General features: G+C 69.9%; 20 protein-coding genes. 9 read left to right on the top strand and 11 right to left on the bottom strand.

What is annotated here, in order from left to right; all coding sequences use genetic code 11:
• Window positions 1–15: 15 nt before the first annotated feature.
• The 3 genes from QP029_RS06625 to upp all read right to left on the bottom strand — a co-directional run bounded on the left by QP029_RS06625 (window position 16) and on the right by upp (window position 2,417).
• A complete protein-coding gene (locus QP029_RS06625) occupies window positions 16–1,224 on the bottom strand; it encodes an amidohydrolase (RefSeq protein WP_284876015.1) in 1,209 nt (402 codons plus the stop codon).
• Between the two features lie 40 nt (window positions 1,225–1,264).
• Window positions 1,265–1,711, bottom strand: a complete 447-nt coding sequence (locus tag QP029_RS06620) for a helix-turn-helix domain-containing protein (protein ID WP_284876014.1) — start codon at window positions 1,709–1,711, stop codon at window positions 1,265–1,267.
• A 70-nt stretch (window positions 1,712–1,781) separates the two neighbouring features.
• Window positions 1,782–2,417 carry a uracil phosphoribosyltransferase gene (upp, locus tag QP029_RS06615; RefSeq protein WP_284876013.1) on the bottom strand — a complete coding sequence of 212 codons (636 nt, stop codon included), beginning with the start codon at window positions 2,415–2,417 and terminating at the stop codon, window positions 1,782–1,784.
• A 53-nt stretch (window positions 2,418–2,470) separates the two neighbouring features.
• On the opposite strand from upp, the gene QP029_RS06610 reads away from it, so the two are divergent.
• From QP029_RS06610 to QP029_RS06600, 3 genes are read left to right on the top strand one after another with little or no spacing between them, the layout of a single operon-like run.
• Complete coding sequence (locus QP029_RS06610; RefSeq protein ID WP_284876012.1) at window positions 2,471–2,752, top strand: hypothetical protein; 282 nt, start codon at window positions 2,471–2,473, stop codon at window positions 2,750–2,752.
• Window positions 2,749–3,645, top strand: coding sequence for a C40 family peptidase (locus QP029_RS06605; protein WP_284876011.1), 897 nt, complete (start codon window positions 2,749–2,751; stop codon window positions 3,643–3,645). Before QP029_RS06610 ends, QP029_RS06605 begins: the two co-directional genes overlap by 4 nt.
• 31 nt (window positions 3,646–3,676) lie before the next feature.
• The gene (locus QP029_RS06600; RefSeq protein WP_284876010.1) at window positions 3,677–4,906 is read left to right on the top strand and encodes a hypothetical protein; all 1,230 of its coding nucleotides are present in this window, start codon (window positions 3,677–3,679) and stop codon (window positions 4,904–4,906) included.
• A gap of 139 nt (window positions 4,907–5,045) precedes the next feature.
• Here the strand turns inward: QP029_RS06600 and QP029_RS06595 are convergent, their stop codons facing one another.
• Window positions 5,046–6,050 carry an adenosine deaminase family protein gene (locus QP029_RS06595; protein ID WP_284876009.1) on the bottom strand — a complete coding sequence of 335 codons (1,005 nt, stop codon included), beginning with the start codon at window positions 6,048–6,050 and terminating at the stop codon, window positions 5,046–5,048.
• A gap of 38 nt (window positions 6,051–6,088) precedes the next feature.
• Between QP029_RS06595 and QP029_RS06590 the strand changes: the two genes are divergently transcribed.
• Window positions 6,089–7,375, top strand: coding sequence for a D-alanyl-D-alanine carboxypeptidase family protein (locus QP029_RS06590; protein ID WP_284876008.1), 1,287 nt, complete (start codon window positions 6,089–6,091; stop codon window positions 7,373–7,375).
• Window positions 7,376–7,396: 21 nt separating this feature from the next.
• Here the strand turns inward: QP029_RS06590 and QP029_RS06585 are convergent, their stop codons facing one another.
• The 7 genes from QP029_RS06585 to QP029_RS06555 all read right to left on the bottom strand — a co-directional run bounded on the left by QP029_RS06585 (window position 7,397) and on the right by QP029_RS06555 (window position 14,057).
• The gene (locus tag QP029_RS06585) at window positions 7,397–8,332 is read right to left on the bottom strand and encodes an RDD family protein (protein WP_284876007.1); all 936 of its coding nucleotides are present in this window, start codon (window positions 8,330–8,332) and stop codon (window positions 7,397–7,399) included.
• 103 nt (window positions 8,333–8,435) lie between these two features.
• Window positions 8,436–9,524 (bottom strand): YhjD/YihY/BrkB family envelope integrity protein, encoded by a 1,089-nt coding sequence (locus tag QP029_RS06580; RefSeq protein WP_284876006.1) that lies wholly within the window; start codon window positions 9,522–9,524, stop codon window positions 8,436–8,438.
• A 140-nt stretch (window positions 9,525–9,664) separates the two neighbouring features.
• Entirely contained in the window at window positions 9,665–10,696 is a 1,032-nt protein-coding gene (trpS, locus tag QP029_RS06575; RefSeq protein WP_284876005.1) for a tryptophan--tRNA ligase, read from the bottom strand.
• Window positions 10,697–10,790: 94 nt separating this feature from the next.
• A complete protein-coding gene (locus QP029_RS06570) occupies window positions 10,791–10,985 on the bottom strand; it encodes a hypothetical protein (protein ID WP_284876004.1) in 195 nt (64 codons plus the stop codon).
• A 69-nt stretch (window positions 10,986–11,054) separates the two neighbouring features.
• The gene (locus QP029_RS06565; protein ID WP_284876003.1) at window positions 11,055–11,864 is read right to left on the bottom strand and encodes a trimeric intracellular cation channel family protein; all 810 of its coding nucleotides are present in this window, start codon (window positions 11,862–11,864) and stop codon (window positions 11,055–11,057) included.
• A gap of 4 nt (window positions 11,865–11,868) precedes the next feature.
• Window positions 11,869–12,768: an exodeoxyribonuclease III gene (locus QP029_RS06560; RefSeq protein ID WP_284876002.1), complete on the bottom strand. Its 900-nt coding sequence runs from the start codon at window positions 12,766–12,768 to the stop codon at window positions 11,869–11,871.
• Window positions 12,769–12,773: 5 nt separating this feature from the next.
• Window positions 12,774–14,057, bottom strand: a complete 1,284-nt coding sequence (locus QP029_RS06555; RefSeq protein WP_432418708.1) for an MFS transporter — start codon at window positions 14,055–14,057, stop codon at window positions 12,774–12,776.
• A gap of 145 nt (window positions 14,058–14,202) precedes the next feature.
• Here QP029_RS06555 and QP029_RS06550 point away from each other — a divergent pair, with 145 nt between their 5' ends.
• The 5 genes from QP029_RS06550 to QP029_RS06530 are packed head-to-tail and all read left to right on the top strand — an operon-like array spanning window position 14,203 to window position 19,058.
• Window positions 14,203–15,276 carry an iron-siderophore ABC transporter substrate-binding protein gene (locus QP029_RS06550; RefSeq protein ID WP_284876000.1) on the top strand — a complete coding sequence of 358 codons (1,074 nt, stop codon included), beginning with the start codon at window positions 14,203–14,205 and terminating at the stop codon, window positions 15,274–15,276.
• Window positions 15,277–15,289: 13 nt separating this feature from the next.
• A complete protein-coding gene (locus tag QP029_RS06545; RefSeq protein ID WP_432418723.1) occupies window positions 15,290–16,303 on the top strand; it encodes a FecCD family ABC transporter permease in 1,014 nt (337 codons plus the stop codon).
• The gene (locus QP029_RS06540; RefSeq protein WP_284875998.1) at window positions 16,300–17,334 is read left to right on the top strand and encodes a FecCD family ABC transporter permease; all 1,035 of its coding nucleotides are present in this window, start codon (window positions 16,300–16,302) and stop codon (window positions 17,332–17,334) included. The genes QP029_RS06545 and QP029_RS06540 overlap by 4 nt, the downstream gene beginning before the upstream one ends.
• Complete coding sequence (locus QP029_RS06535; protein WP_284875997.1) at window positions 17,331–18,146, top strand: ABC transporter ATP-binding protein; 816 nt, start codon at window positions 17,331–17,333, stop codon at window positions 18,144–18,146. The genes QP029_RS06540 and QP029_RS06535 overlap by 4 nt, the downstream gene beginning before the upstream one ends.
• A gap of 6 nt (window positions 18,147–18,152) precedes the next feature.
• Window positions 18,153–19,058, top strand: a complete 906-nt coding sequence (locus QP029_RS06530) for a siderophore-interacting protein (RefSeq protein ID WP_284875996.1) — start codon at window positions 18,153–18,155, stop codon at window positions 19,056–19,058.
• The last annotated feature ends 33 nt before the right edge of the window (window positions 19,059–19,091 follow it).

Genomic DNA, 19,091 nt, shown 5'->3' with positions numbered 1-19,091 from the left:
ACCCGAGTCTAATCGCTAGGACAGGAACCCGTCAGGCTGACCGACCTCGCCCGTGGCCCCGCCGAACTGCTCCGCGACGGACGCGAAGAGCCGGACCCCGACCCCGATGGCCCGCTCGTCGACGACGAGGTCACCCTGGTGCAGATCATGCGCCGGCCCCTCACCGGAACCGCAGCCCAGGCGGGCCATGGACCCGGGGACGTGCTCGAGATACCAGGAGAAGTCCTCCCCGCCGGAGGACTGCGGCGCATTGACCACGCCCTGCGGGTCGATGGCGCGGGCGGCGTCGGCAAGCAGTGCGGTGGCGAGGTCATCGTTGATGACCGGCGGCACCCCGCGCTGATACCCCAGCTCATAGGTGCAGCCGGTGGGGGCGAGCACCTGGCCGATGAGCTCCTCCATGAGCTCCTGCAGCTCCCGCCACGTGCCGATGTCGGCGGTGCGGATCGTGCCCGTCAGGGTGCCCGACTCGGGGATCGCGTTGGCGGCGTACCCGGAGTTGACCGACCCGAACACCAGGACCGTGCCGGTGCGCGGATCCACCCGGCGGGTGAGCAGACCGGGCACCTCGGTGATGACCTTGCCCAGGGCGTAGACCACATCCGAGGTCAGGTGCGGGCGGGAGGAATGCCCACCGGGACCGAAGACCTTGAGATTGATCACATCGGCCGCCGAGGTGATCGCCCCCGTGCGCAGACCGACACGACCGACCTTGAGCTTCGGCTCGACATGCAGCGCGAAGATCGATCCGACGCCCTCGAGCCCACCCCAGGAGATGACCTGGACGGCACCGCCGTCCATGACCTCCTCCGCCGGCTGGAAGATGACGCGGATGCCGTGGGTGAGCAGCTCGGCGTTGTCCGCCAGCGCACACGCCAATGCGAGGGAGACGGTGGTGTGGACGTCGTGGCCGCAGGCGTGCGAGACACCCGGCACCGCGGAGGCGAACTCCAGACGGGTCAGCTCGGAGACCGGGAGGGCGTCGATGTCCGCCCGGAAGGCCAGCCGGTCGCCGGTGTCGGGGCCGATGTCCACCCTCAGGCCGGTCCCCGGGAAACGGACGGGGTCAAGCCCGTGGGCCCGCAGCTTCTCCTCGATGAAGTCCGTGGTCTGGTACTCCATGTGGGACAGTTCCGGGTTGGCGTGGATGTGGCGCCGCCACCTGATGACCTCGTCGTGGTGCTCGACCAGCCATGCGTCGACACGGGCGGCAATTCCCTTCACGGAACACATCCTTTCGGCCTCGGCTTGTCAGCCTCTCACTCTACGCTTCCCCCGTGGGCCCTCCCCCATCCGTCTCACGCGCCACCACCGGCCGGGGCGATGCCGGCCCATCCGGGTCCAGGTAAGCCCACTGAGCAGCGGCGATGAACGGTTGCGTGTCCTCCTCGGAGGCCGGCCACTCGAGCTGGATGCCCAGGCCCGTGGCGACACAGATGTCCGCGACCCGCCGGTCACCGGCCGGCAGCAGCACCGCCGGCGGGACGTCGAGAGCCGCCGCCAGACGGTAGATGGTGGACAACCGCGGATCGGCCGGCGAGCCGTTGTTGTTCTCGTTGCGTTCGATGTTGGAGATGGTGTTGCGGGCCATGCCGACCATCTCCGCCAGCTGCTCCTGCGTCAGCCCCCGCATCTCCCGCAGGTCACGCAGGTTCGCGCCGAGCCGATGGCCGTAACTCGGCCAGGACCCCGACTCGTTCCCACGTCTCATGCCCCCACGGTGCCCACTGCAGTAGGCAATCACCGCCCACTACAGTGGGCAGGCTCGCGGCACGGGACACCTAGAGGTGAATGTTGCGCGGACCGTACAGGCGGTCACCCGCGTCACCGAGGCCGGGGACGATGTAGGCGTCGGCGTTGAGCTCCGGGTCGATGCAGGCGGTGACCAGGCGGAGCGGCAGGCCCGAGTCCGCGAGGGCGTCCACGCCCGGCTGCGCGGAGACCATGCAGACGGCGGTGATGTCGGTGGCACCACGGTCGGCGAGCAGGCGGATGGCGTGGAGCAGGGAGCCGCCGGTGGCGAGCATAGGGTCGACGACGAAGACGGGCTGGCCGGACAGGTCCTCCGGCAGGGCCTCGAGGTACGGGACGGGCTCGTGGGTCTCCTCATCACGCGCGAGGCCGATGAAGCCGACCTGGGCGTCGGGGATCATCGACAGGGCCGGGTCGATCATGCCCAGGCCGGCGCGGATGACGGGGACGATGATCGGCGGGTTCTCCAGCCGGATGCCTTCGGCGACGGCGACGGGGGTCCGGCAGTCGAACTTCTCGACGGGCAGGTCCCGGGAGGCCTCGTAGACGAGCATGGTGCCCAGGTCGGCGAGGGCGGCGCGGAAAGCGGCGTTGTCGCTGCGCTCATCACGCATGATGGTCAGTCGGGAGGCGGCCAGCGGGTGGGTGACGACGGTGATGTCCATGCCCACCATGCTAGACGGGGAACCGAACGGCCTGTTTCACAGTCCAATAGGACATGAGGACCTTCGACTTCGACCCCGACCACGCCCGGGCGCTCGCCGGCGATCTGCTCGGCGCCGCCCTGACCACACCGACGACCCCGACCCTCCACGTTCCCGATTCGCCCGCCCTCGCCCGCTTCTCTGACGCGCTCCACCGGGCCCTGACCGGGGTGGATGCACAGACCCGTGCCGTGCATGACCGGGCGCGGCAGCTGGCGGAGGATTCCGCCTCCGCCGTCACCGCGGCCGTGGACACCGACCGGGCCTTCGCTGCTGAGCTGGGGAGGCGGGCATGAGGGAGATCGTGGACACGCTGGCCCGCATCGCCGAACTGGAGCCGCCGGAGCTGCCGGCCATCTCGCTGGGCCCGCTGCCGGACTTCCAGGCCGCCCGCCCGCTGGCGGACATGATCGCCCAGGACTCCGACGGCGGGGCGCGTCTCATCGAGGTGGCCACCGCGGTGACGGCGGACCGGGGAAGGATCGACGACCTGGTGGGGACGGCGTCATCGCTCGTGGGAGCGGCCCGCGAGTCCTTGCTCGACCTCGCCGGTGAGCTCGTCCGTCAGGCCCTGCCACTGCTGCCCGGTCTCATCTCACCGGTCCCCGGCGCCCGGGCGGCGAGCATCACCCAGCTCACGCACCTGGGGCAGACGTTCCTGCAGGCGGCGATCGACAGGATCACCGGCTTGACCTCCGAGCTGGAACCGCTCACCGCCGACCTCGAGCAGATCAGTCAGACCTCCCACAGCGAGCAGCTGCGGGCGGCGGACATGACTGCCCCACCGCAGGAGACTCCCACACCGGAGACACCTGAGACGCAGGACGAGCCCGGGGACGCCCCGTCCGGGGCGGGTGAGGCGGCGGTCGCCGCCGCCTTGAGCGTGCAGGGGACGCCGTACGTGTGGGGCGGGACGTCGACAAGCGGTTTCGACTGCAGCGGGCTGACGCAGTGGGCGTACCGGCAGGCCGGGGTGGAGATACCGCGGCTGGCGGAGGACCAGACCGTCGGCCGCCAGGTCAGCGCCGATGAGCTGCAGCCGGGTGATCTGGCGGTGTGGGACGGGCACGTGGCCATGTACGCCGGCGACGGGAAGATGGTGGAGGCCGGGGACCCGGTGCAGACGAATCCGGTGCGCACCTCGAACATGGGGATGGCGTTCAAGGGTTTCTGGCGTCCAACAGGATAAACGCGCGGGCACTTCGGTAGGATCGTGGCCCATGAGCACCCGTGAAATCGTCCCCGTCCGTCTGTCTCTCACCGAGGGGGACTTCTACACCCTCTGGGCGCCGACGTGGAAGGAACACGGCTCCGAATGGCAGGCGTTCCTGGGCGACGATGACCACGTACTGGTCTTCCGCTCCCCCGCCGACCTGCTCACCTTCATCGAGTCCGGCAAGCAGCACGACCTCACCTCGCACCCGAAGTGGAAGGCGTTCCAGACCCGCCCGGCGGACCGCGTCGTGCCGCGCCCGAAGGACGAGATCGACATCATCGGCGCCCCCGCCTACCTCGCGGGCCGCCCGTCGCACGAGAACGTCTCCTCCCTCGACCGTGTCTTCTCCGTCGCCCGCAGCCTCGGCGAGGTCACGGCCGCCGATGACGCGGTGCTGTTCTTCGCCTCCCACTCCGTCCTGGGCAACGTCGCCCGCGGTTCCGAGCACTACTCCGGCGAGCACGGCCCCGGCGAGTGGTCGGCCGTCGGCCGCGCCGTCCTGAGCAACTGGCCAAAGGTGGTCACCGCACTCGACGAGCAGGTCCGGGTCGTGGACATCGACACCGATGCGTCGGCTGACGCCTCCTCGCGTATCGACGCCGCCGTGGCCGCCGCCACCGAAGCCCGCGAGAAGGAGGAGCTCGCCGCCAAGGAGGCCAAGGAACAGGCCGACCCCTACGACTCCACCCCGTGGGCCGCGGCCGGCATCGACCCGGTGAAGATCGCCATCCAGGGCAAGTCCGTCTACACCCTGCGCACCTACCTCGACGGCAACCCCGTCTTCCTCGGCCGCTACGGCGAGCTGTACACCTTCCCCACCACCCGCCAGCTGGTGCGCTGGATGGTGGAGAACGACGAGCATGACCTCGCCCCCACCGCCACCTGGCCCGACCTGCAGCTGGCCGCCAACGCCGGTGAGCTTGAGGTGGAGGTCCACCCGATCAACTCGTACTCCTACTCAGGGCTGGTCAGCGACATCGAGAAGGGTCCCGAGGCCGTGGACACCGAGCAGATGTCCCGCGGCTACGAACTGTTCGCCGACGCCGCCGACTGGGCCGACGACGACTCGCTCAACTCCTACTTCCTGGCAAACCCGCGGATGCAGGACTACATCTCCTACATGCTCGGCTCCACCGAGACCTCCGGCTACGTCCCCTCCAAGCCCTACACCGACCACGCCGAGGGCTGGAAGGAGCTGGAGGAGATGCTGGTCAAGCGTTTCTCCAAGTTCTGATCCCGTCCCTGTCCCCGATCCGCGCATCCGGGGCTGAGAAACGCCGGTTCCGGTGTGTGTCAGCCTCAGATGCGCGGGTCTGTGTCAGGTGGCGCCCACCCGACCCGGCGCCGGTCCCGGTAGTCGCCGGTGTGCACGATCAGCTCTCGTCCTCCTCGTCCGGATCACCGACGAGACCGGCCTCCGGATCCGCGAGTTCCTCGTAGGCCGGGAGGATGACCGTCTCCAGCAGGCGCTGGCGCTCCTCCTGGCTGATGAATGCGTTGTTCACGGCCGCGACGGTGACCTCGAAGAACTCCTCCAGCCCGTAGCCGAACGTGTCCGCCAGTGCCAGGAACTGGTCCGTCATCGTGCCCGCCGCGGCGTTGCCGGTGGTCACGGCACAGGTGAAGCCGAGTTGCTGGAACAGGGGCAGCGGGTGGTCGCCGAGTTCGTCGGCGGCACCGAGCTCCACCTCGAGCAGCGGGGCGGATTCGACCACGATGTGGCGGTCGCGGACCCAGGCGGAGACCCGGCCGGGGACGATGCCCTCGATGTCGACGCTGAAGTCATCGACCATGTGTGTGGCGTGCGACAGTCGGGTCGCCCCGTCCTGGACAGCATCGGCCACGGCGTCGATCCCGCCGTGCAGGCCGGCGTGGACCGTCACGGGCACGTAGTTCTTCCGCAGCGAGGCGAACGCCTCGGCGTACCCGGTGAGCGGGTCCTGTTCCTCCTCGGGCCCGGCCACGTCGAATCCGACGACCACGTCGCCGTGGGTGGCGACGGTGAGCTCGGCGACGTCGGCAAGCAGCCCCGTGCCGCGCATCGCGGTGAGGATGAGGCGGGCGTCCATGGTCGGGGCCTGCGCGCGGGCGGCCTCGATGCCGCTGACCGCACAGTCGACGACCTCCCGGAGTGTGAGGCCGCCGGCGGTGTAGAACTCCGGCGACAGACGCAGCTCGACATAAACGACGTTGTCCTCCGCCAGGGCGACGACCGCGCGGGTGACCGCTGACGTCAGCGCGTCCGGGGTCTGGAGCTCAGCCGGATCGACACCGTCGGTGCCCTCCAGATGATGGTGGAGATCCACCTTGGGCAGGCGCGCGATGATGTCGCGGGCGGCATTCTTGTGTTCCGGGCTGATGACGGGAGAGTCGTACATGCGGTCCATGGTAACCACAGGCTTAGGATGGGCTGGCCATGAAAGCTGCCCTCACACGTCCCCTCTGCGCGGTCCTCGCCGCGACCCTCCTGACCACCGGGATCGGAGTCGGTCCCGTTCTCGCACAGGAGACGCCCCCGGAATCGGCGACCGGGACGGAGTTGTCGGAGCCGACCACCAGCCGGGAGCACGCCCCGGACACCGACGAATGCCCTCAGCAGGTCTCCCCGCCCGAGGCGAAGTCCACCTCCGAGGTCCCCGTGCCCGGGCAGGCGGTACCCACTCCCCTGCCTGTCGCGGTGGCCGGCAATTGCGGGGTCACCGCGCCCGACGGTTTCGACGTGCCCGAGGAGGTCCTGGCCAGCGCGTGGCTGGTCGCGGACATGGACACCGGGGAGATCGTCGCCGCGAAGGACCCGCACGGCCGCTACCGGCCGGCGAGCATCATCAAGGTGCTGCTGGCACTGCTGGCCCTGGACAATCTCACCCTCACCGACGAGGTGACCGTCTCCGAGGAATCCGCCGGGCAGATCGGCTCCGCCGTGGGCATCGGTGCCGGTGGCCGCTACACCGTGGACCAGCTGCTCCACGGCCTGCTGCTGGTCTCCGGCAATGACGCCGCCCACGCCCTGGCCCAGGAACTCGGCGGCGACGAGGTCGTCCTCCGGGAGATCAACGAACTCGCCCGCGACCTGGGCACCACCGACACCCGCGCCGCCAGCTACTCCGGCCTCGACTCCCCCGGCATGTCCACCTCCGCCTACGACATGGGCCTGATCTACCGGGAGGCGTACTCCCGGCCCGGCTTCTTCCGGATCGTCGACACCGACCACATCCCCTTCCCCGGATACGACGACCTGCCCGGCTACGAGGTGTGGAACGACAACGGCCTGTTCCTCAACGACCCCGACGGCATCGGCGGTAAGACCGGCTACACCGACGACGCGAACCACACCTTCGTCGGCGCCATGAACCGAGACGACCGTCGCCTGTTCACTGTCATCCTCGACACCACCACCGACAAGGCCCGCCCCTGGGAGCAGGCCCAGCTGCTGCTCAACCAGGCCTACGAGATCCCCGAGGGTGAGGGTGTCGGCCTCCTCGAGCCCGTGGCCGTCGACGGTCCGTCAGCGACCCCGACGCCCGCACCGGAACTCGACGGCGAGGCCGTGGACGAACCCGGCGTCCACGCCCAGGATTCAGCACGCTCCCAGTGGCTGGTCCCCGGCATCATCGCCGTGGTCGCCGTGGCCGTCCTCGCCGCCCTGGCGCTGGTGATCACCCGGCGGTTGAACCGGCAGTCGGGTAGGCACGCGCAGCGGTAGCGCGCCGTTCTCCGCTGCCGGCTACGCCCGGTTGCGCTTGCGCACGACCTCGACACCGGCCCAGCGGTCGTGGACGCCGATGAACTGGTTCGCCGAGTTGATGGACGAACCGATGACGATCATGCCGACAAAAGCCACGATGGTGCCCAGGACCGGCAGGTAGCCGACGATGCGCCACCAGTAGCGCTTGGCGGACTGCTCCAGGGAGGGCTTGGCACCGGTCTGCAGGTCGCGGACCTGGTAGCCGAACAGGTGCTTGACCGGGGTGGCACCGGTGTAGGCCTCGAGGCCGATGAAGTAGGCCAGGGAGACGACGGCGGCGGCGATCCCGGCGAGGGTGTCGTTGAAGGAGAACATCAGGCTCGCCACACCGGCGACGGAGACGGCCGCGAGCGAGTCCAGGAGCGTCATGCCCAGGCGCAGACCAGCGGACGGCCGGTCCGGGTAGGGGTGAACGCCGTACTGCTGGGCGGGCACCTGGGAGGAGTAGTCGACCGGGCCGGTCGGGTACCCGAAAGAGGAGGCGGCGGTGGAGCCGACGGCACCGGGCCCGCCCGGGTATGAACCCGGGTAGGCGGCGGTCGGCGGCGACGGGGTGCCCATCGGATAGCCGAACGGGGACTGAGACTGTGGCTGCCCCGGTGACTGTCCCGGTGATTGCGCAGACCCCGGGAAGAGGTTCGCGTCGGGCAGCTCACCGAAGCTACCCAGGTGCTCCAGTTCGGGCCACGTCAGTTGCAGGCGGGCGCCGAGGGCATCGTCGTAGGTGCGTCGGGTGGCCTCCTCGGAGAGAACCCCGTAGGCGGTCTCGAGCTGGCGGCGCCGATGGTCGGTGGCGGGCACACCCTTGTTCTCCAGGTCGGCGTCCCGGGCCAGGACGAGCAGGCCCAGTTCTCGGCTGGTGGCCTCGCGGTCGAGGTTGAACAGTGCGTAGAGATCGATGGTCTGGTCGTTCACGGTGGGGCCTTCCTGTGGTTCGTTGTGGACACCAGCCTACGAACCCGGGTGGACGCTGACCATCGGGATTCGCCCTGATTCAACCCCGAGCCCGAGGCCCCGCCTACTTGCGGGTCAGCAGTGCGATGAGGCCGGCACCGGCGGCACCGAGGGCGGCGCCGACGCCGACGGCGGCGCCGGTGGTGCGGGCGTCGGGGGCGTGGTTGATCTCCTGGCGCACGCGGATGATGGCGGGCTCCGGGGAGGGTGCCTGTGCCATGCGGAGGGACTCCTCGTCGGTGGCGGCCCAGGCGGAGATGTACATGACCACGCGCCACACGAGGTAGAACACGACCATGAGGCCGATGATGGGGCCGAAGGTGGCGCCGGCGGGGTTGGACAGCGCGTTGGAGAAGAACAGGGAGCCGAGCTGCTTGATCACCTCGAAGGCCATGGCGCCGATGAACGCGGCCTGGAGGCCGGGGCGGCGGGGGACCTTGGTGCGCGGCAGGTAGAACACCATCCACGCCATGACGAGGAAGTTGGCCAGCACGCCGACGAGGATGGCGATGATGGCGGTGATGAAGCGGATGCCGGGGACGTCACCGAGGCCGATCAGGTCGAGGAGGGAGGTGGTGAGGCCGGAGTTGCCGATTGCGGTGACGCTGAAGGCGATGATGAAGGCGATGATGAGGCCGATGAGGCCGAGCAGGTCGGCGGCCTTGTTCTTGACGAAGTTGCCCACGGCCGTGGGGTCGACCTTCCACATCTTGGACACGCCGTAGCGGAGGTTGTTCATCCAGCCCAGGCCGGACCACAGGGTGGTCAGGGCGCCGATGCCGGCGACGGCGCCGCGCTGTTCGATGGCGGTGGCGAGGATGTCGTTGATGAGGGTGCCCATCTCACCGCTGACGGACTCGGCGATCTGTTCCTGCAGCTGGGTGAGCAGTTCGGGCCGGTTGGCCAGCACCGCGGCGGCGGCCGCGACGACGAGCATGAGGATGGGGAAGATCGCCAGGACGGAGAAGTAGGTGATGCCGGCGGAGTACTGGTTGCCGCCCATGGAGGTGTAGCGGTCCTGCATCCGCATGAGGTGGTCGACGAACTCGGACTTGTCGCGGACCTTGTCGACGGCGCCCGGCTCGTCGTCCCGGTCCCGCTCAATGCCGTACTCGTCGGTATACCGCTCGTCCGCGTGGGTGGTGGTGGCCACGAGCCGTCCTTCCCTTGCCGTGAAAAATCCCTATGGTTGACACACCAACGGTAGGGAAATCCGGGCGGGTTTGCACCCTCAGCACGTACCGTGGGGGTGAATCGAAGCCCTGAACAGCCGATTCACCCGATCGGTGGGGCCTAGCGACGCGGAGCGAGGAAGCCGACCTTGTCGTAGACGTCCTGGACCAGCGGCTCGGCGACTTCCCGGGCGCGTTCGGCACCGACAGCGAGGATGCGCTCGATCTCGGCGGGGTCGGCCATGAGTTCGTCGAAACGCGCGCGCAGCGGGGTGGTGAACGCCTCGAGGGCGTCGGCGGTGTCGGTCTTGAGGGCACCGTAGCCCTGTCCCTCGTAGCCGGCGACGAGGTCGTCGATCGACGTGCCGGTGAGCGCGGACTGGATGACCAGCAGGTTGGACACGCCCGGCTTGTTCTCCTTGTCATAGGCGATGACCCCGTCGTTGTCGGTGACGGCCGACTTGATGCGCTTGGCGGAGGTCTTCGGGTCGTCGAGCAGGTTGATGCAGCCCTTGGGGTTGTCCGCGGACTTGGACATCTTGGCGGTGGGGTTCTGCAGGTCCTGGATCTTGGACGCGCCCTCGGGGATGAAACCCTCGGGGACGACGAAGGTCTCGCCGTAGCGGGAGTTGAAGCGCTCCGCCAGGGTGCGGGTGAGCTCGAGGTGCTGACGCTGGTCCTCGCCGACGGGCACGAGCTGCGGCTTGTACAGGAGGATGTCGGCGGCCATGAGCACGGGGTAGGTGAACAGGCCGACGGTGGTGCGGTCCTGGCCCTGCTTGGCGGACTTGTCCTTGAACTGGGTCATGCGGCCGGCCTCGCCGAAGCCGGTGAGGCAGTTGAGCACCCAGGTCAGTTCGGCGTGCTGCGGCACGTGGGACTGGACGAAGAGGGTGGACTTGGCCGGGTCGATGCCGAGGGCAATGAGCTGGGCGACGCCGGCGATGGTGCGATGGCGCAGTTCATCCGGGTTCTGGTCGACGGTGATGGCGTGCAGGTCAGGGATGAAGTAGAACGCGTCGTAGGTGTCCTGCAGGTTGATCCACTGCTTCAGCGCACCGAGGTAGTTGCCCAGGTGGTAGGAGTCCGCGGTCGGCTGGATGCCGGAGAGGACGCGCTGGCGGGTGTCGGTCGACGGGTTCTGGTCGCTCATGGGCACTGAGTCTAGCCCCCGCACAGGAAAGCGACACCGCAAGGTCGTGGTGATCCTCGCGGTGTCGCTTATCGACGCCTGCTTCTCCCGGGCGTTACTTGCCCAGCTTGCGGGAGGTGGGGCTGTGCTTGTCCAGGCCGATGGCGATGGCGGAGACGATCAGCGCGCCACCGGCACCCATCACCAGCGCCGCCACCATGGCCAGGACGGAGAAACCGATGGACGCGTACCAGAACCAGCCGGCCGCGACGAGGATGGCACCGAGGATGAGGATGATGAGTGCGCGCATGTTCTTTCCACTTCTCTTCTGTTGGTCACAACGCCGACATATGTCGTGAACATGGTAGCAGGCGAGGTGTCAGCGGGGACCGGTTTCCCCGTCCGGCCCCCAGCTCTGCTCCTCAGGGGGTTGCCCGCCCCGGTTGCGGTCGAGCAGTCGGTAGCGCGTGATGTCGAAGTGGGTGCGACGGCGGGCGGCGCGCAGGCCACGGCGCATGTACTGGTAGGACATGCTCAGTCGGGGATCGACGGGCTGCTCGGCGCCCCGGTAGTCGAACACCGGCAGGTGCCAGCCGCGGTACATGGCGATGACGCGGACGGTGAAGGCGACGATGAGGGTGATGACGATGACCCAGTTCTCCGAGAGTCCCAGTTCCAGCAGGCCGACGTAGGTGATGGTGGCGAGCACGGAGATGGAGGCGTAGAGCTCCCTGGAGAACACCAGGGGGACCCGGTCGGATATGAGGTCGCGGAGCACGCCGCCGGACACGCCGTTGACCACGGCGGCGACGCAGGCGATGACGAATCCGTGGCCGAGGTCGAGGGCCACCTGGGTGCCGATGACGGAGAAGGTGGCTAGGCCGACGGCGTCGGCAAGCAGGAAGAGCCGGCGGAAGTAGTGCATGAGGAAGGACAGCGCCACCGTCACCAGCGCGGCGACGACCACGATGATGAGGTACCGCGGCTCCGCCACCCACCTCAGCGGGTAGGAGTCGAGGAGGATGTCGCGGATCGTGCCGCCGCCGAGGGCGGTGAGTGCCGCGAGCGCGAGGACACCGAACAGGTCCATCCGCTGACGGCCGGCGGCCAGCGCCGCGGTGATCGCCTCAGCGGTGATGCCGATGATGAAGGTGACCACCAGCAGCTGGGCGGTGTCGATCGCGTCCATGCCGCTACCGGTAGGTGACGTTGAGCGGCGAGTGGTCGGACCAGCGGGTCTCCACGGTCGGGGCCCGGTCGACCCAGGAGCGCTCGGCGCGCTCGAGCATGGACGCGGTGGCGGCCTGGTAGTCGATGCGCCAGCCGGCGTTGTTGTTGAAGGCCTGCCCGCGGAAGGTCCACCAGGTGTAAGGGCCGTCGCCCTCGGGCTGGAGCCTGCGCGCCACGTCGAACCAGCGGGGCTGCGTCGCGGCGGTGCGCACGGTGCGGCCCTCGTAGTCCACGACGCCGAAGTACTCACCCAGGCCCGGCTTCTCCTGGCTGGTCTCCTCCGGGAAGGCGCCGAAGACGGAGTCCATGAAGGCGCGCTCGTCGGGCAGGAAACCGGACTTCTTCTGGTTGGTCTTCCAGTTCTTCAGGTCCTCGCGTCGGTGGCAGATGTTCCAGTCGCCGCCGATGACCATGTCGCCGAACTCGTCGGCGCGCTGGTCGAGGATGTCGCTGAACTCGTCGAGGAAGCGGTACTTCTCGTCCTGCTTCTCCGTGCCCGCGGAGCCGGAGGGCAGGTAGAGGGAGGCGACGCGCACGCCCTCGTAGGTGCCCTCGAGCCAGCGGCCGGAATCGGGGAAGGAACCGAAGCCGACGCGAACGTCGTCAAGCGGTGCCCGGGAGAGAATGCCCACCCCGGCGCGGCCCTTCGCCGCCGCAGGGGCGCCGACGTAGTGCCAGCCGGCGTCGAGGGCCGGCTGGAGGGCCTTGACGGATTCGTCGACGGTGGCGCGGACCTCCTGCAGGAGGACCACCTCGGCGTCGGTCTCCTCGAGCCAGGCGTGCATGCCCGGGTTGTCCTCGTTGCGCTTCTTGACGGCGGCACGGATGCCGTTGACGTTGACGGAGGTGATGGTCAGACTCATTCCACTCACCTTAGTCGGGCGGCCGGGAACCAGATGAGGATGGCCGTCACCGCCAGGCCGGCGCCCGCGAGGGCGGGGGCCGCGTAGCCGAGGCCGGCGGCGATGACCGCCCCACCAAGCGCCGCGCCGGAGGCGTTGGCCAGATTGAGGGCCGAGTGGTTGAGGGAGGCGGCCAGCGTCTGGGCGTCCCCGGCGACCTCCATGAGGCGCAGCTGCAGGCTGGGCACGAGGCTGGCGCCGAAGAAGCCGATGAACGCGAAGGTGAGGGCGCCCGGCAGCACCCACTGCGAAGTGGCGAAGAAGGCCACCAGCACCACGGCGATCATCACCAGGGAGAAGAGGATGCCGCGGTCGAGGTTGCGGTCGGCCAGCCGGCCGCCGAACCAGTTGCCCGCCACGCTGCCGACGCCGTAGGCCATGAGCACGGCCCACAGCCAGCGATCGTCCATCCCGGCGCGCTCGGTCATGGTCCACGCGATGTAGGTGTAGACGGCGAACATACCGCCGAAACCGACGGTGCCGATGGCCAGGGTCAGCCACACCTGCAGCCGGGTAAGGGCACCGAGTTCCGTGCGTACCGACGTCGCCGGCATCTGAGTCATGTGCGGCATGAGGAACCACAGCGCGGTGACGGTGATCGCGGCGAGCACCGCGACCAGAACATAGGCCGCGGCCCAGCCGAACGCCTGCCCCAGCGCCTGGGCGGCGGGCACGCCGGCGACCGTGGCCACCGACAGGCCCATGCCGACGAACGCCAGCGCCCGGCCCCGCTGCCCCGGCGGGGCCATCGACGCCGCCGAGAGCCCGGCGACCGAGAAGTACGCCCCGTGCGGCAGGCCCGCGATGAAGCGGGCCGCCAGCAGGGTGAGGTAGCTGTCCGACATCGCGGCGAGCACGTGGCCGAGGGTGAACGCGGCCATGAGGATGAGCAGCAGCCGCCGGCGCGGCACGAGCCCGGTCAGCGCCGTGATCAGCGGCGCGCCGACCACGACGCCGAGCGCGTAGGCGGAGATGACGTGGCCGGCCTGGTTCTCGGCGATGCCGAAGTCGTCGGCGATGAGCGGCAGCAGGCCCATGGACACGAACTCGGAGGTGCCGATGGCGAAACCGCCCAGCGCCAGGGCGATCATGACGATGATGCGGCGGGGCTCGGAGATCTCGGTCTGCCGGGGCAGCGGCGGTCGGGCGGGCAGGGACGCGGTGGGGATGAAACGCAGGCGTGGCACGGCGGAACAGACTACCCGCCGACCCGGAGTGGGGCCGACCTGCGGGCGGTCGGGGTGATTCATCCGACTGTCGGGGCCGGTCGGTGAGGTGGCCCGGATCCGGGGCGAACGTCTCCGGCGGACACACTTCCCCAACCGTGTTAGGTCATGCTAACTTAGCCGAGCCTTACCTTATTGAATTGAGATGTTCAGTCGAAAGGACTCGCCCATGCCCTCCCGTCCCCGCCTGCCCCGGTCCCTGCCGGCCGCCGTGCTCACCGCCGCGCTCGCCACCGCGTCCCTCACCGCCTGCGCCACCGACGACGACGGCCCCGGAACGGCCGGGGCCGCCGGATCCGACGGGCAGACCGCCCCCGCCGCGGGTTTCCCCGTCACCGTCACCCACGCTTTCGGCCAGACCACCGTCGAGGACTCCCCGGAGCAGGTGGCCACCGTCGGCTGGGCCAACCACGAGGTCCCCCTCGCCCTGGGCGTGGTACCCGTCGGCATGTCGAAGGCAACCTGGGGCGACGATGACGGCGACGGTGTCCTCCCCTGGGTCGAGGACACTCTCGCCGAACTCGGGGCCGACACCCCGGTCCTGTTCGACGAGACCGACGCCATCCCCTTCGAGCAGATCGCCGACACCCGCCCCGACGTCATCCTCGCCGCCTACTCCGGCATCACCCAAGACGACTACGACAAGCTGAGCAAGATCGCCCCCGTCGTCGCCTACCCGGGCATCCCCTGGGGAACCTCGCTGTCGGACATGGTCACCCTCGACGCAGCCGGGCTGGGCAAGGACGCGGAGGCTGAGGACCTCAACGCCTCCCTCGACGCCGAGGTCACCGCCGCCCTCGACGAGTTTCCGGAGCTCAAGGACACCAATGTCCTGTTCACCTCCTTCGGTGGCCAGAACGACCTGTCCACCATCGGCTTCTACGGCACGAAGGACCCCCGGGCCGGCTTCCTCGCCGAGGCCGGGATCGGCGTGCCGGAGGTGGTTCAGGAGGAGAGAGGGCAGGCCGAGAGCTTCTGGATCGAGCGCTCCGCCGAGGATGTCGAGTCCTTCGGCGACGTCGACCTCATCGTCTCCTACGGCTCCGACGACCCCGCCGAGAACGCGGCCACCCTCGCCGAGCTGCAGGCCCACCCACTCATGGGGAAGATCCCCGCCATCCGCGACGGGCACGTCGCCTTCCTCGGCACCGGCCCGCTGTCCGCGACGGCCAACCCCTCCCCGCTGTCCATCCCCTGGGGTGTGCGCGACTACTTCGCTCTGCTGGCTGACTCCCTGAGGTGACCTCCCCATCATGCTGACCCGCCCACCACGCACCCTGACCACGGCTGCCCTGCTCGCTGCCCTCACCCTCGTCACGGTTGCCTCCGTCGCCTTCGGCGCCCGCGACATCGCCGTCACCGACGCCCTCGCGGCCCTCACCGGCCATTCCGGGACCATCGACCAGGCCGCCGCAACCCAACGCCTGCCGCGGACCGTGCTGGCCGTGGCCGTCGGGGCCGCGCTCGCGGTGGCGGGCACGACGATGCAGGCCATCACCCGCAACCCGCTGGCCGACCCGGGCTTATTCGGGGTCCTGTCCGGCGCGGCGCTGGCGGTGGTCGTCGGCATCGCGTTCTTCGGCCTGGACAACCGGGTGAGCACGTTCATCGTGGCCATCCTCGGATCGGCGGGGGCCGCCCTGTTCGTCTACGTCATCGGGTGCCTGGGAACGTCCGGTGGACTGCGGGGCGGCGGTCCGTCGCCACTCACCCTGGCCCTGGCGGGCGCGGCCACCGCGGCTGCGGCAGGCTCGCTCGTCAGCGCCGTCCTGCTGCCCCGGGTCGAGGTCATGGACACCTTCCGTTTCTGGCAGATCGGCGACGTCGGAGGCGCCACCTTCGACCACCTGGCCCTCGGGGTGCCGTTCCTGCTCACCGGCGGCCTGCTGTGCTGGGCCAGCGCGGGTGGCCTCAACGCCCTCACACTCGGCGACGACGTCGCCACCGGCCTGGGTTCCTCTCCCGGCACCACCCGGCTGTTCGCCGGCGCGGGGGCGGTCATCCTCTGCGGGTCGGCCACCGCCCTCGCCGGCCCCATCGGTTTCGTCGGACTCATCGTTCCGCACCTGTGCCGGCTGGTGGTGGGCACCGACCACCGCTGGCTCATCCCCACCACCGCAGTCACCGGGGCGGTGCTGCTCGTCGGGGCCGACACCCTCGGCCGGGTCATTGCCCGCCCCAGCGAGATCGCCGTGGCCGTTCTCACCCCGGCGCTCGGCGCGCCGCTGTTCATCTGGATCGTCCGTCGGCAGAAGGTTCGTGAATTGTGACCACCACCCTCCCCTACGCTCTCGCCACCGGTCGATCCCGTCGCCGGGCCGCTCGTCACCACCGGTTACTCGCTCTCACCGCGGTCCTCGCCGCCCTGGTCGCCGTCGCCCTCATGGTCGGTGAGACCTTCTACACCCCGGTCGAGGTGGCCCGGGTCATCGCCGGACAATCCGTGCCCGGCGCGTCCTACACCGTCGGCGAGCTGCGCCTGCCCCGCACCGCCCTCGCGGTCCTGGCCGGCTGCGCCTTCGGCGTCTCCGGCGTCGTCTTCCAGACCCTGCTGCGCAACCAGCTGGCCTCGCCGGACATCATCGGGATCTCCTCCGGTGCCGGGGCAGCCGGGGTGGTGGGCATCGTGTTCCTCCATCTGGGCCAGGCGGCGGTCTCCGGCCTCGCCCTCGGGGCGGGCCTGGCCGTCGCCGGCGCCATCTACCTCCTGTCCGTCCGGCAGGGGTTCGGTGGCACCCGGCTCATCCTCGTCGGCATCGGCGTCGCCGCCCTTCTGCAGTCGGTGGTGACCTACTCCCTGTCCCGGGCCGCGGCGTGGGACCTTCCCACCGCCACCCGCTGGCTCACCGGATCCCTCAACGCCGCGAGCTGGCCGTGGGTGGCGCCAGTGGCCGTCGTCGTGACGGCCACGGTGCCGGCGATCCTGCTCCTCGACCACCGCCTGGCCGTCCTGCGCCTGGGCGACGACCTCGCCACCGGCCTGGGGGTGCCCGTCCGCACCGTCCGGATCTCCGTCATCGTCGCCGCGGTGGCCCTCATCGCCGTCGCCACCGCCGCCTGCGGGCCGATCGCGTTCGTCGCCTTCATGTCCGGCCCCATCGCCACCCGGCTCATCGGCCCCGGTGGTTCCCCGGTCCTCGCGGCCGGCCTCGTCGGCGCCCTGCTCGTCCTAGGCGCCGATCTGCTCGGCCAGTTCGCCCTGGACACCCGCTATCCCGTCGGGGTCATCACCGGCCTGCTCGGCGCGCCCTACCTCATCCTCCTGCTCATCCGCTCCCGACGAATCGGAGCTGTCTCATGACCACCACCCACTCCCTCACCGCCCGCCGGCTGAGCCTGTCCTACGGCGACCGCCAGGTCCTCTCGGGCGTCGACGTGGACATCCTCCCCGGCGCGGTCACCGCCGTCATCGGCGGCAACGGCTGCGGCAAATCCACCCTCCTGCGCGCTCTCACCCGGCTCCTGCGGCCGACCACCGGGCAGGTGCTTCTCGACGCCCTCCCCCTCACCGATCTGCCCGCCCGTCAGGTCGCCCGCACCCTGGGACTGCTGCCGCAGTCCCCCACCGCCCCCGACGGCATCACGGTCGCCGACCTGGTCGGACGGGGCCGCACACCCCACCAGGGAATCTTCGGCCAGTGGTCCACCCACGACCACGAGATCGTCGCCCGCGCACTGTCCGCCACCGGGATCGCCGACCTGGCCGAACGCAGCATCGACGAACTCTCCGGCGGACAACGCCAGCGGGTGTGGATCGCCATGGCTCTGGCCCAGGACACCGACATCCTCCTGCTCGACGAGCCGACGACCTTCCTCGACCTCCCCCACCAGCTGGAGATCCTCGACCTCCTGCGGGACCTCAACACCGCCCGCGGCACCACCATCGTCATGGTCCTCCATGACCTCAACCTCGCCGCCCGCTACTGCGACCGGCTCATCGCGCTGCGCGACGGCCGTGTCGCCGTCGCGGGCACCCCCGACCAGGTGGTCACCCCCGCCATCATCCGGGAGGTCTTCGACCTCGAGTCCCACGTCATGCCCGACCCCGTCTCCGGGGCCCCGATGGTCATGCCCATCGGCCGCCACCGGGTCCTCCACCGCACCGAGAGCTGATCCACCATGACCTTCCGTCCCTTCCGTGCCCGCGTCCACGCCACGCAGCGCCTGAGCCCCCACTTCCTCCGCATCACCCTCACCGGTGAGGACCTCCGCGGGTTCCGGCCCGTCGGACCCGTCCTTGACCTGCGGATCAAGCTCATCATCCCCGGTTCATCGGGCATCCTCCCGCAGCTGGACGCCGACCCCGACTGGTTCACCACCTGGTCCGGGTTGCCCGAGGACGAGCGCGGCCACATGCGCACCTACTCCGTGCGCGCCCTGTCCACCGTCGACGGGCAGACCCGCCTGGTCGTCGACTTCGCCCTCCACCTCGGTGACGGAGACACCGGGCCGGCGGCCCGGTGGGCGAGGGACGCACGCCCGGGGGACGAGATCACCGTCATCGGCCCGACCGCCGGTGCCCCGGCGGGGGCGGGGGTCGAGTTCGCCCCGGGTGAGGCGTCGGACATCGTACTGCTCGGCGATGAGACCGCCGCCCCCGCCATCGCCCGGATCCTCGAGGACCTGCCCGCCACCGCCCGCGGTCGGGCTCTCATCGAGGTCCCCACCCGGGCCGATGTGCTGGCCGTCGACAGCCCTGCGGGATTCGCCGTCTCCTGGCTACCCCGGCACGGCGGCGAGCACGGACATGCCCTGCTGTCCCGTCTCGGCCTGGCTCCGGGCGGGGAGGGCACGGACGATGCGTCCGCGGCTCAGGCGCTGGTGTGGGAGACGCCGGGGTTCTCCGCGGCGGGTGAGCCGGTCGACGTCGATACGCGGGGAGCGGACGGAACCTACTGGTGGATCGCGGGGGAGTCCGGCATGGTGACGGCGCTGCGGCGCCACCTAGTCAAGGAAAGAGGCGTCGCGCGGTCGCAGGTGGCGTTCATGGGGTACTGGAAACGCGGCGTGGCCATGCGCGGGTGAGTGGGATTCCCCACGCCCCCGGCGCACACCTGC

This window comes from Corynebacterium suedekumii, assembly GCF_030252185.1.
In the GTDB taxonomy this organism is placed as follows: domain Bacteria; phylum Actinomycetota; class Actinomycetes; order Mycobacteriales; family Mycobacteriaceae; genus Corynebacterium; species Corynebacterium suedekumii.
The sequence above is the reverse complement of the archived record's forward strand: the minus strand, read 5'-3'. Positions and strand labels throughout refer to the sequence as shown.

Coding starts and splice junctions, on each gene's coding strand:
- trpS (WP_284876005.1), bottom strand. CDS start 10,696: ATGAGCGACCAGAACCCGTCGACCGACACCCGCCAGCGCGTCCTCTCC.
- upp (WP_284876013.1), bottom strand. CDS start 2,417: ATGGACATCACCGTCGTCACCCACCCGCTGGCCGCCTCCCGACTGACC.
- QP029_RS06590 (WP_284876008.1), top strand. CDS start 6,089: ATGAAAGCTGCCCTCACACGTCCCCTCTGCGCGGTCCTCGCCGCGACC.
- QP029_RS06600 (WP_284876010.1), top strand. CDS start 3,677: ATGAGCACCCGTGAAATCGTCCCCGTCCGTCTGTCTCTCACCGAGGGG.
- QP029_RS06530 (WP_284875996.1), top strand. CDS start 18,153: ATGACCTTCCGTCCCTTCCGTGCCCGCGTCCACGCCACGCAGCGCCTG.
- QP029_RS06595 (WP_284876009.1), bottom strand. CDS start 6,050: ATGTACGACTCTCCCGTCATCAGCCCGGAACACAAGAATGCCGCCCGC.
- QP029_RS06565 (WP_284876003.1), bottom strand. CDS start 11,864: ATGGACGCGATCGACACCGCCCAGCTGCTGGTGGTCACCTTCATCATC.
- QP029_RS06605 (WP_284876011.1), top strand. CDS start 2,749: ATGAGGGAGATCGTGGACACGCTGGCCCGCATCGCCGAACTGGAGCCG.
- QP029_RS06610 (WP_284876012.1), top strand. CDS start 2,471: ATGAGGACCTTCGACTTCGACCCCGACCACGCCCGGGCGCTCGCCGGC.
- QP029_RS06535 (WP_284875997.1), top strand. CDS start 17,331: ATGACCACCACCCACTCCCTCACCGCCCGCCGGCTGAGCCTGTCCTAC.
- QP029_RS06555 (WP_432418708.1), bottom strand. CDS start 14,057: ATGAATCACCCCGACCGCCCGCAGGTCGGCCCCACTCCGGGTCGGCGG.
- QP029_RS06570 (WP_284876004.1), bottom strand. CDS start 10,985: ATGCGCGCACTCATCATCCTCATCCTCGGTGCCATCCTCGTCGCGGCC.
- QP029_RS06560 (WP_284876002.1), bottom strand. CDS start 12,768: ATGAGTCTGACCATCACCTCCGTCAACGTCAACGGCATCCGTGCCGCC.
- QP029_RS06620 (WP_284876014.1), bottom strand. CDS start 1,711: ATGAGACGTGGGAACGAGTCGGGGTCCTGGCCGAGTTACGGCCATCGG.
- QP029_RS06550 (WP_284876000.1), top strand. CDS start 14,203: ATGCCCTCCCGTCCCCGCCTGCCCCGGTCCCTGCCGGCCGCCGTGCTC.